The 10,716-nt window shown below is 61.5% G+C and carries 11 protein-coding genes; 2 read left to right on the top strand and 9 right to left on the bottom strand.

The genetic code is table 11. The features are described from left to right. Positions 1–4: 4 nt before the first annotated feature. The 5 genes from ACXRVY_RS09245 to ACXRVY_RS09225 form a co-directional block, all read right to left on the bottom strand. Complete coding sequence (locus ACXRVY_RS09245; RefSeq protein WP_223462972.1) at positions 5–508, bottom strand: DUF4142 domain-containing protein; 504 nt, start codon at positions 506–508, stop codon at positions 5–7. Between the two features lie 72 nt (positions 509–580). After that, entirely contained in the window at positions 581–739 is a 159-nt protein-coding gene (locus tag ACXRVY_RS09240; protein WP_223462971.1) for a KGG domain-containing protein, read from the bottom strand. Between the two features lie 117 nt (positions 740–856). After that, positions 857–2,203, bottom strand: a complete 1,347-nt coding sequence (locus ACXRVY_RS09235; protein ID WP_223462970.1) for a sensor domain-containing protein — start codon at positions 2,201–2,203, stop codon at positions 857–859. A gap of 79 nt (positions 2,204–2,282) precedes the next feature. After that, positions 2,283–2,921 (bottom strand): LysE family translocator, encoded by a 639-nt coding sequence (locus ACXRVY_RS09230; protein ID WP_108227804.1) that lies wholly within the window; start codon positions 2,919–2,921, stop codon positions 2,283–2,285. 87 nt (positions 2,922–3,008) lie between these two features. Next, positions 3,009–3,917, bottom strand: a complete 909-nt coding sequence (locus ACXRVY_RS09225) for a LysR substrate-binding domain-containing protein (protein WP_223462969.1) — start codon at positions 3,915–3,917, stop codon at positions 3,009–3,011. Between the two features lie 77 nt (positions 3,918–3,994). Here ACXRVY_RS09225 and ACXRVY_RS09220 point away from each other — a divergent pair, with 77 nt between their 5' ends. Next, positions 3,995–4,480 (top strand): DMT family transporter, encoded by a 486-nt coding sequence (locus ACXRVY_RS09220; protein ID WP_223462968.1) that lies wholly within the window; start codon positions 3,995–3,997, stop codon positions 4,478–4,480. Positions 4,481–4,708: 228 nt separating this feature from the next. Here the strand turns inward: ACXRVY_RS09220 and ACXRVY_RS09215 are convergent, their stop codons facing one another. The 4 genes from ACXRVY_RS09215 to ACXRVY_RS09200 form a co-directional block, all read right to left on the bottom strand. After that, on the bottom strand, positions 4,709–6,040 hold the full coding sequence (locus ACXRVY_RS09215; RefSeq protein ID WP_458237280.1) for an MFS transporter: 1,332 nt from the start codon (positions 6,038–6,040) through the stop codon (positions 4,709–4,711). 171 nt (positions 6,041–6,211) lie between these two features. Next, positions 6,212–7,138, bottom strand: a complete 927-nt coding sequence (locus ACXRVY_RS09210; protein ID WP_223462966.1) for a hydroxymethylglutaryl-CoA lyase — start codon at positions 7,136–7,138, stop codon at positions 6,212–6,214. Continuing rightward, positions 7,135–8,328: a CaiB/BaiF CoA transferase family protein gene (locus ACXRVY_RS09205; RefSeq protein WP_223462965.1), complete on the bottom strand. Its 1,194-nt coding sequence runs from the start codon at positions 8,326–8,328 to the stop codon at positions 7,135–7,137. Before ACXRVY_RS09205 ends, ACXRVY_RS09210 begins: the two co-directional genes overlap by 4 nt. 252 nt (positions 8,329–8,580) lie before the next feature. Continuing rightward, a complete protein-coding gene (locus ACXRVY_RS09200) occupies positions 8,581–9,489 on the bottom strand; it encodes a LysR family transcriptional regulator (RefSeq protein ID WP_223462964.1) in 909 nt (302 codons plus the stop codon). A 132-nt stretch (positions 9,490–9,621) separates the two neighbouring features. On the opposite strand from ACXRVY_RS09200, the gene ACXRVY_RS09195 reads away from it, so the two are divergent. Next, complete coding sequence (locus ACXRVY_RS09195) at positions 9,622–10,641, top strand: DUF4917 family protein (protein ID WP_458237279.1); 1,020 nt, start codon at positions 9,622–9,624, stop codon at positions 10,639–10,641. Positions 10,642–10,716: the final 75 nt, after the last annotated feature.

The following is a 10,716-nucleotide window of genomic DNA, read 5'->3' as shown; positions in this document are numbered from 1 at the left end:
ATGCTCAACTTTTAGCCTGCAACGCCTTGGCCATTTGCAGATGATTTTGCAGTTTTGGCAGGGTCTCTTCGGCGAACGCCTTGATTTCCGGCAGGTCGGTKGTCTGTGCTTCCTGCTGCAATTGATCGATGGCTTCCTGGGTGGTCTTCACCTGACTGGCTGCATAGGCCTCGTCGAAGGTCACCCCATCCATGACTTGTGGCATCAGGGCTTTGGCCTTTTCGACAACCTCTTCGCGTGGAGCGACCGGTAAGTCGAGTTTCTTGGCGATTTTCGCCAGGTGCTGGTTCGCAGTGGTGCGGTCGTTGATGACAACGATGGTGTAGTCCTTGACCTCTTTGGACTCGGATTTCTGGTGCGCCACGCGGCTCGCTTCGATATCGGCGATACCTTTTGCCGAGGCCTCGTCGATGAATTCGGCGGGCGACTGGGCAAAGGCGCTGCTGGCAATCAGGCCCAGCAGCGTGGCAAAACTGGCATTACATAATCGGGTGGCCATCCGGTTCATGGTCGCGCCCTCCTTTTCAAATTCAAACGGGAGCGTTCGCCCCCGCCTCTCAATCAAAACCACCTGCATCCTTTAGCGGGTTTTCTGACCGCCCTTGCGGCTCATGTCGGGTTTCGCCGGGTCTTTATCGACGGTCGTGGTGGTGGTTTTCCCACCCTTGCGACCGGCTTCAGAGGCCTTCGTTCGATCGTTGGCGAAGTTTCCCGAGTTCGAGTTTCTTGAATCAGGCATGATTCTCTTCCTCCTGGTGATGATCGCGGCGAGCTGTAACCCCCATAGAATCTGAAGTTGCGCGTCCCAAAAGGTTTAGAAAATTGCATGGATACCACGACGAACGGTGCCCGGTTTTCAGACCAGTCGCAGGTGATGCTCGCGTTTGGCGCAGTACATTGCCTCGTCGGCATGCCGGAACAATTGCTTCTCTTCGGTGCCGTGATCGGGGTATCGGGCGACGCCGATACTTGGCTGGATGTTCACGCTGTGCCCGTCCAGGCGCAGGGGCTGGACCAGGACCTGACGGATTTTCTCGACCACGATGTCGGTATCGTCCGCAGCGCGAATGCTGTGCAGCAACACCACGAATTCATCGCCGCCGATGCGGGCCACGGTGTCGGTTTCCCGCACGCAACCCTTGAGCCGGTTGGCCACCGCTTGCAGCAGCATGTCGCCGACCGCGTGGCCATGGGTGTCGTTGACGTGCTTGAAGCGGTCGAGGTCGATGTACAACAGCGCCATGCGCCCGCGGTCCTCCCGGGCCACTTGCAGTGATGCCTTGAGCCGGTCGCGCAGCAGTTCACGGTTGGGTAACTGGGTCAGCTGGTCGTACTGGGCCATGTATTGCAGGCGGGCATGCAGTTGTTTGCGCTCGATGGCGGTCGCGACCTGGGCGCAGACGTATTGCAGCAGTTCCTTGTCTTGCTCGGTGTAGCGCTCGCCGCCCGGAATGCTCTTGACGATCAACGCACCGATGGTGCCTTTTTGCGAGTTCAGCGGCACACCCAGCCAACACGGTGCGTTCTGCCCGGTCACCAGCGCTTCGAAGCCGGCAGGCGGTGGGCACTGGTCCGGGGTCAGCAGGATCGGCTGCCCCGTACGGATCACTTCGGTGCACAGGCGCCCGGTCATGGTTCCAGGCTGCTCGGGCTGTGGCTCGTGGTCATCGACGTGATAAGGGAAGTTCAGCTGTGCGCAGTGCTCGTCGTACAGCGCCACGGAAAAATTCAGTGCCGGCAGCCATTCGCCGATGATCATGTGGATGCGTTTGAACAACGCCAGCAGATCCTCTGCCGCATGGGCTGCTTCGGAAATCGCATACAGCGCGGCCTGGCGGGATTCGGCCTGCTTGCGTTCGGTGATGTCGCGGGCCACCGCGATGCGCAACTGATCGTCCTCGGACCAACGTGCAGACCAGAGGATGTGCACCACGCTGCCGTCCTTGCGCAGGTAGCGGTTTTCGAAGTTGAGCTTGGGTTCGCCACCCATGATTTCCCGCGCGGCGTCGAGGGTGCGCTGGCGATCGGCCGGGTGCACCATATCGATCATCGTCTCTCCGATCATCTCATCGGCGCTGTAGCCGAAAATACGCTCGCACGCCGCACTGACAAAGACGAAGCGGCCCTGTTTATCCACCGCACAGACGGCGTCCAGCAACAGATCGATATAGCTTGCCAGTGGCGCGGAATTTCGGTTTTCCATGGTTCAGCGTGGGTGTCCCGATAATGCAGCGCTTATCAATCATCCCTGCCCTGTCGGCCTTGCATCCTTGTGATCATATTCAAGCCTTGTTCGGCATCAGCCCCGGCAACGCATGGACCAGCGCGTTAATGGCGAAACCGATGAACATCACCCCGCACAACCGGGTGATTGCCAGTTCATGACGCTGGTACAAGCTGCGCACTCGCCGAGCACCGACAACGCCAATGAGAATAGCRTAGGCGAGCAACCCGCCGACGAAACTCAGGGCGATCAGCGCCGGCAACATTGACCAGTTGAGCAGTTCCGCGCGGCTCGACAACAGGGCCGTGAACGTCGCCACCGCCACCGGATAGGCCTTCGGATTGGTCAAACCGAACAGAATGCCGTGCCAGAACGGTTGCCGCGCCGGGCCCTGTGGCGCATCAGCGCTGCTGCGCCGGGCGCGCACCGCACGCCAGCCGAGCCAGAACAGGTACAGGCCGCTGAGCACACCGAGCACGTCGAACGCGGTACTGCCGATCTCCCGCGCACCGACAATCGCGATCAGCGCCGTGCTGCACCAGATCACATCGCCAAGCAAATGCCCGCACAGAAACCCTGCCCCGGCCCGTCGCCCATGGGCCGCGCCAATGCCGAACACCGCCAGCACACCCGGCCCCGGGGTGATGCCGTAGATAAAACCCGAGGCAAGCACGGCCATTAGCAACGATGGGGTCATGGGGAGTCCTTTTGAACTGCTTGGTGAATGGTGGCCAGTCTATATCAGGTCTTCAGCTGTCGACTGCCTGATCGCGACAGAAATTCTTCAACGGTGGGTCCCCTGCACGATCCGCTCATTCAGCCAGTTCAACGCCTGATCCCCGCCTCGACGCTTGTGCCAGGCCAGTACAAAGGTGAACGATGGAATGTGAAACGGTGGAGGCACGACAACCAATGAGGACTCATCGATATCGCGCAATCCGCGCGACGCGACGGTGAGGATCAGGTCGGTGCCGCTGATGAGCTGTGGGGCCACGCGCCAATGCGGCAGGCTGATGGCGACACGCCGACGCTCCCGCAAGGCGGTCAGCGCACGCTCGATCTCCGGGGTACCGCTGCCGCGCATTTCCAACAGTACATGGGGCCGAGCCAGATAGGTGGGCAAGTCGAGGACACCATCGGCGGGCAGGCTGTTGCGGTCCACAAGGCAGGCGTAGTGCTCTTCGAACAGCGCTGTGCTGCGCAATTCGTTGGGCATTTCCGGGAATACACCGGCGGCGACATCAATGTCACCGTTGAGCACCCCTTCGAGCATGCTTTCGCGGCTGCCATGGCTGACTTGCAGGTCAATGCCTGGCGCTTCACGGCGCAAGGTTCGGATCAGTCTCGGCAAGACAATGGCGGCGCCATAGTCGGACATCGCCAGGCGGAAGGTCCGCCGGGTGGTCGCGGGATCGAAGGCGTTCGGCGCCAGCAGCGCTTGCACCTGGGCCAGGGCTTCGGCCAGCGGGGCCACCAGTTCCAGCGCTCGCGGTGTCGGTACAAGGCCGGCCCCGGCGCGCACCAGCAGCGGATCGCCAAGCAGGTCACGCAAACGCGCCAGCGCATGGCTGACTGCTGGCTGGCTCAAGTGCAGACGCTCGGCTGCCCGAGTCACGTGTTGCTCGCTGAGCAGGGCGTCGAGGATCACCAGCAAGTTGAGGTCGATGCGTCGAAGATCATTCATTTGCTGCATGTTCTGGATAACAAAACGGAATTTAAATCTGCGCGATGAATACCCTAGAGTCCAGCAAAACCTGTTGGAGCATGAACATGAGTACGTTGCATTGGGCCGGTCTGATAGGGCTGGCGATGATCGCCGGGGCGGTGGTGCCGTTTCAGAGCGCCATCAACGTCAATCTCGGGCGCGGGTTGGGCCATCCGTTGTGGGCGACGCTCGCCTCGTTGCTGGTGAGCGTTGTGGTGTTGTTGCCGATCATCATTGCGATGCGCTTGCCGTTGCCGTCACTGGCGTTCATCAGCAAGGCGCCGCTCTGGATGTGGGCCGGTGGTGCTTTTGGGGTTTGTTTTATTTCCCTGGTGTTGGTGCTGCTACCCAAGCTGGGTGCCGCGGGGTTCATGGCATTGGCGCTGGCGGGGCAAGTGGTGGCGTCGTTATTGCTGGATCACTACGGCTGGTTTGGGTTGGTGGAGCGGCAGGTCACCTTGCCGAAGGTGTTTGGGGTGGCGCTGTTGATGGCAGGGGTGGTGTTGATTCAATTCGGTGCCACACCGAGCAAAACTTTGGTTACGGGGTAAGGCGACAGTGCTGTGGTGCTTGTCAGGCAGTCATCGCGAGCAAGCTCGCTCCCACAGTGATTGTGGTGAATGCAAATAACCTATTCGACGCAGAACCAATGTGGGAGCGAGCTTGCTCGCGATGGCGTCAGCGTTGTCACCACAGACTTCAGACCTTTGATCACAGCCTTCGCCAGCCCCGGCACGGATGCGTGGTCCGTACAGGAACCGGCGTAGCCTGCGAACCGTTTAGAACTTGTCCAGAGTGCGCAACTTCTGCGGCAACCCCCACAGCAACAGCGCCACCGCAATCAGCGCACAGACACCAATGACATACAGCGCCGGCGTGGTGCTGCCGGTCAGGTCCTTGATCCGGCCGACCATCACCGGGCTGACGATGCCGCCGAACTGGCCCAGGGTGTTGATCACCGCAATCCCGCCGGCAGCGCCCGCGCCGGCACCGGCCAGCAGTTTCGGCGGCAGGGTCCAGAAGCTCGGGATGGAGGCGATGATCCCGGCACCGAGCAGGCCCAGTGCGACAATCAGGAAGGTCGTGTGGTTGGCGAAAATCCCCGCACAGAAGAACCCGATCGCACCGACCGCCACCAGACCGGCGACAAACTTGCGGCGCTCGCCGGAAGCATCGGACAGGCGTCCGATCACTACCATGCTGATGGCACCGCAGATGTACGGGATGGCCGTCAGCAAGCCGATCATCACCGGGCTTTCGGTGCCGGCGCTGCGGATCAGTTGCGGCGCCCAGAAGTTCAAGCCGTAGGACGCCACCTGAATCAGGAAATAAATCAGGCCCAAGGTCAGGAAACCCGGAATCCTGAGTGCGGCGAGCAGCGAACCACCGCTCTTGTGCGGCTCATGCTGGGCGATGCGACTGGCCAGCAGGGTCTTCTCCGAAGGCGTCAGCCAATGGGCGTCTTCGATGCGGTCCTTGAGCAGGGTCAGCACCAGCAGACCGAGCCCGATGCACGGCACGCCACCGAGCAGGAACAGCCAGTGCCAGCCACGCATTTGCAGCACACCGTCGAGGTGTTGCAGCACCAGCCCGGAGAACGGCGCGCCCACCAGGCCGGCGAACGCCGACGACAGGAACAGCATCGAGGTGATGCGTCCGCGGTAGTGCTGCGGGAACCACAGGGTCAGGTAATACAGCACGCCCGGGGCGAAACCCGCCTCCATCGCACCGATCACGAAGCGCAGCACGTAGAACTGCCATTCGCTGTTGACGAACACCATGGCCGCCGTGGCCAGGCCCCAGGACATCATGATCCGGGCGATCCAGCGGCGTGCGCCGACCTTGTACAGCATCATGTTGCTCGGCACTTCGAAAATCACATAGCCGACCACAAACAACCCGGCACCCAGGCCGTAAGCGGTGTCGCTCAGGCTCAGGTCGGTCTGCAGCTGAAACTTGGCGAAGCTGATGTTGATGCGGTYGAAAAAAGCGAACAGGTAGCAGACCATGATCAGCGGCATCAGGCGCCAGGCGACTTTGCTGACCAGGGCTTTTTCGGTGTCGTGGCTAACGGCCGGGCTCGCGCCCGCCTCCAGTGCATTAAGGCTCATTGCGGTTCTCCAGGCGGACTTCCCGTGGGTGTCCGATTGTTTTTGTTGTCTGGTTGAGGTGCTTTTTTACTGTGGGAGCGAGCATGCTCGCGATGGCTGAGTCACATCCAACATTGATGTTGACTGACCCACCGCTATCGCGAGCAGGCTCGCTCCTACAGGGGATTGGTGTCAGGTGGGGATCGGATGCAGGTCGCAATTGCGCCCGGCCTTGGCCAGTTGACCGGGTACTTCGTGGCCGAGCAGCGCCGGCAATCCTCGGGACAATTTCAGCAACAGCGGCAAATCGATACCGGTGTGAATGCCGACTTCGTCGCACAGGTTCACCAGATCCTCGGTGCAGATGTTTCCCGATGCTCCCGGTGCAAACGGGCAGCCACCGAGGCCACCGAGGGCCGCATCGAAGCGTCGGGCACCGGCCTCGTAAGCGGCCAGCACGTTGCACAGGCCAAGGCCGCGGGTGTTGTGAAAATGCAGGGTCAGGTCCGCTGGGGACACCCGTTGCAGCACCCGGCGCACCAGCCGGTCGACCTGACGCGGATTGGCCATGCCCGTGGTGTCGGCCAGGGTGATGCCCTGGATGCCGAGTTCCTGATAGGCCTCGACGATTTGCAGTACGCGGTCTTCATCGATCTTGCCTTCGAACGGGCAGCCGAAGGTGGTGGCGACGCTGCCGTTGAGTCGCACAGGACTGTCACCAACGAACTGCACGATCTCGCCGAACGCTGCCAACGAATCATCACAACCCATGCGCATGTTCGCCAGGTTATGAGTCTGGCTGGCGGACATCACCAGGTTCAGTTCATCGGCACTGCACGCCAGTGCCCGTTGCGCGCCCTTGAGGTTGGGGATCAACGCGACATAGATCACCCCCGGTTGTCGGGTAATGCCCTTGAACACCAGTTCACCATCGCGCAGCGCTGGAATGGCCTTGGGCGACACGAACGAACCGGCTTCGATACGGCTGAATCCGGCCTGCGACAGTTGATTGATCAATGCAATCTTGTCGTCGGTTTCAACCCAGGTCGGCTCGATCTGCAAGCCGTCGCGCGGGGACACTTCCTGCACGATCAGGCTATCGGAATAATCGGTGATCATTGCACCACTCCTTCGACTTTCAGGCGCTCTATGTCGGCAACGGTAAGGCCCAGTTGCGCGAGGATGCCGTCGGTGTGCTGGCCCAGACCGGGACCGGACCAGTTCACGCCGCCGGGGGTTTCGGAGAGTTTCGGCACGATGCCCGGCATCTTCACCGTGGCGCCACCGGGCAGCTCGGCATTGAGCAGCATGTCCCGCGCCTGGTAGTGCGGATCGGCGACGATGTCGGCCACCGAATAGATGCGCCCGGCCGGGACTTCGGCGGCCTCCAGCGCGGCCAGTACCTCGTCGATGGGCAGGCTGCTGGTCCAGTGGGTGATGGCGGCGTCGAGCACATTGCTTTTGGCTGCACGCCCGTCGTTGTGGGCGAACTCCGGGGCTTCGGCCAGATCCGGGCGGCCGATGGTTTGCATCAGGCGCTTGTAAATCGGATCGCTATTGCCGGCAATCACCACGTAGGCGCCGTCGGCGGTCAGATAGGTGTTGGACGGCGCGATGCCCGGCAAGGCGCCACCGCTGCGCTCACGCACATGGCCAAGCATGTCGTATTCCGGCACCAGGCTTTCCATGACGTTGAACACGCTTTCGGCCAGGGACACGTCAACGATTTGCCCGCCGCCCTGCCCGGTCTTGACCCGCAGCAATGACATCAGTGCGCCGATCACCGCGTGCAGCGACGCCAGGGAATCGCCAAGGCTGACGCCGACCCGCGCCGGCGGCGAACCGGGCGTGCCGGTGGTGTAGCGAATACCGCCCATGGCTTCGCCGATGGCACCGAAACCCGGACGATCGCGGTACGGGCCGGTCTGGCCATAACCGGAAATCCGCACCAGCGTCAGGTTGGGGTTGAGCGCATGCAATACGTCCCAACCGAGGCCGAGTTTCTCCAGGGCGCCGGGGCGCAGGTTTTCGATCAGCACATCGGCGCTGGTTGCCAGTTGCTTGACCAGTTCGATGCCTTCGGGGGATTTGAGGTTCAGCGCCAGGGACTTCTTGTTGCGCGATTGCAGGTACCACCACAGCGAGGTGCCTTCGTGCAGCTTGCGCCATTTGCGCAAGGGATCGCCCTGGCCCATGGCTTCGATCTTGATCACCTCGGCGCCGAACTCGGCCAGCATGCGCGCCGCAAACGGCGCGGCGATCAGCGTGCCGATCTCGATCACTTTGATCGCACTCAAGGGGGCAGTCATCGCGGGGTACCTCTTGTTCTTGGAATATGCGCCAAGGCTAGAGGACAGGGGGCTCGGGAATCCAACCTTCAGTTGGCAACGAGCGTTCGCGAAATGCGAACGCTCTGGAAGATTGTCGTGACCTGTAGTCCGTCATCGCGAGCAAGCTCGCTCCCACAGGGATCTTCGGTGTTCGCACAACTTGTGCTTCACATTGCCCACTGTGGGAGCGGGCTTGCCCGCGATGGGGCCAGCGCTACCAGCCGGGATCTTTCAGACATCCCCCCGCAAATGCTCAAACAACATCCGGCTCACCGGCGACAGCAACGCCTCATCGCGCACCACCAGGATCAACGCCCGGTCCGACCATTCGTCCGTCAACGGCACCGCGTGCAAACCCAGTGCCCGGCCAAACAATTCATAGGCCCGCTGCGGAAGGATGCCAATCCCCATGTTGGCCTGGATCATGCGGCACATGGCATCGAACCCTGGCACATGAATGCGCACCCGCAACACCTTGCCGGCCTCCCGGGCCGCGGCATGGGTACGCATGTTGATCGAACTGGCGGCATGCAAGCCAACGTAATCGCTGTCCAGCGTATCGGCGAATGCCAGGCTCGAACGGCTCGCCAGCGGATGATGGGGCGGCATCAACACCACCAGTTTGTCCTGGCGATACAGCACGCTGTGCAGGCCTTTGATATCACTGTCGATGGAACAGATCCCGAGGTCGGCCACCCCGTCGAGCACGCCTTGAATCACCCCGGCGCTGGGGCGTTCTTCGAGGTCGGTCTTGACCTGTGGGTGACGCTCGGAAAAGTCCCGCAGGTCCTCGGGCAAAAACTGAATGATCGCCGACAGGTTGGCGAGCATCCGCACATAACCGCGTACACCGTGGCTGTGCTCGCCCAGTTCAAGGCCCATTTTCTCGACGTTGAACAGCATCTGCCGGGCATGGTGCAGCAGGGTTTCACCGGCAGGCGTCAGGGACATGCCCTTGGCCTGGCGCACGAACAGGCTGATGCCCAGTGCCTCCTCCAGCTCCATCAAGCGCTTGCTCGCCGCCGAAACGGCAATCGCTTCGCGCGAGGCGGCACGAGTCAGCGTGCCCTCTTCATGCACGGCGACGAACAATTGCAGAGTGATCAGGTCGAGACGGCGGATCAGGCTTTTTTGCAGCATCGGGTACTCGGCGAAGTCGGCTCAGACAGAATCGCAGCATAGCGTTCTTCGCCCGCGTCGTGCCGTGGTCCGGGCACCCGGTCGTGATAAAGTCGCCGCCCAAAGACCTTTTGCCGTGAGACGAAGACCGCAATGACCGATTTCCAGGATGTCGATGCCCAACTTGAAGACTGGAACGCCTTGYGCAACACCGCTTCGTTCAGTGGTTTGCTGGTGGGCAWCGGCGCCAGTCGCGCGGTGTGGGACGATTTCGGCTACGAGTCGCTGTTCGAAAACGCCCGCACCGTTGAAGAAAAACCCTTGAGCCCGTCCGAGCTGAGCGTGTTCGATGCGCTGCAGACCCGCAGTTTCGAGCAGGTACTGAGTGCACTGAAAACCACCAGCCGGGTTAACAAGGCCCTGGCTGTCAGCTCCGCCGCCCCGCGCAATCGCTACTACGCGATCAAGGAAGCGCTGATCAACACCGTGCATGCGGTGCATATCCCGTGGCGGCTGGTGGTGCCCTCGACGCTGGCAACCATCAATCAGGAACTGGCCAGTTATCGCACGGTGTTCACCACCAATTACGACCTGCTCAACTACTGGGCGGTGCAACAGCAGCCCGAGGCGATCACCGATTTGTTCCAGGGCGCAGAACCCGGTTTCGACCTGAGCGACACGGCCACCGACAAAACCCGTTTGCTGTACCTGCACGGCGGTCTGCATCTGGTGCGCAACCAGGACGGCACGGCGCGCAAGCTGATGTCGACCGAGGGCACCTTGCTGGGCAGTTTCGCCATCAACAACACGATCAAGACCCTCGACGACGTGCCGCTGTTCGTCAACGAAGGGCCGAGCGCGGACAAGCTCAAGACCATCCGCAGTTCGGACTATCTGTCGTTCTGCTACGAGCAACTACTCGGTCACGGCCAGGCACTGTGCATCTTCGGCCATGCGTTGGGGGAGCAGGACAGTCATATCATCCACGCCTTGCGCCTGGCGAAGCCGCAGGTGGTGGCGATCTCGATCTATCCGCGCAGCAAGGCATTCATCCAGCACCAGAAGCGGCATTACGCGAAGGTGTTTGAGGGGACGGGTGTGGAGTTGCGGTTTTTTGATTCCAAGAGCCATGCGCTGGGTGGCCCGAAGCTGGCGGTTCCGGTCGAGGTTTAGCGGCGACGCGGCTGCCGCCATTGTCGGATCGCATTACCCCTGTGGGAGCGAGCTTGCTCGCGATGAGGCCATTAC

The sequence above is a fragment of the Pseudomonas sp. P5_A2_2 genome (genome assembly GCF_054177685.1).
Note: the sequence above shows the minus strand (reverse complement) of the source record. Positions and strands in the feature narration are given on the sequence as shown.

Coding starts and splice junctions, on each gene's coding strand:
- ACXRVY_RS09235 (WP_223462970.1), bottom strand. CDS start 2,203: ATGGAAAACCGAAATTCCGCGCCACTGGCAAGCTATATCGATCTGTTG.
- ACXRVY_RS09210 (WP_223462966.1), bottom strand. CDS start 7,138: ATGATCACCGATTATTCCGATAGCCTGATCGTGCAGGAAGTGTCCCCG.
- ACXRVY_RS09205 (WP_223462965.1), bottom strand. CDS start 8,328: ATGACTGCCCCCTTGAGTGCGATCAAAGTGATCGAGATCGGCACGCTG.
- ACXRVY_RS09200 (WP_223462964.1), bottom strand. CDS start 9,489: ATGCTGCAAAAAAGCCTGATCCGCCGTCTCGACCTGATCACTCTGCAA.
- ACXRVY_RS09225 (WP_223462969.1), bottom strand. CDS start 3,917: ATGCAGCAAATGAATGATCTTCGACGCATCGACCTCAACTTGCTGGTG.
- ACXRVY_RS09240 (WP_223462971.1), bottom strand. CDS start 739: ATGCCTGATTCAAGAAACTCGAACTCGGGAAACTTCGCCAACGATCGA.
- ACXRVY_RS09220 (WP_223462968.1), top strand. CDS start 3,995: ATGAGTACGTTGCATTGGGCCGGTCTGATAGGGCTGGCGATGATCGCC.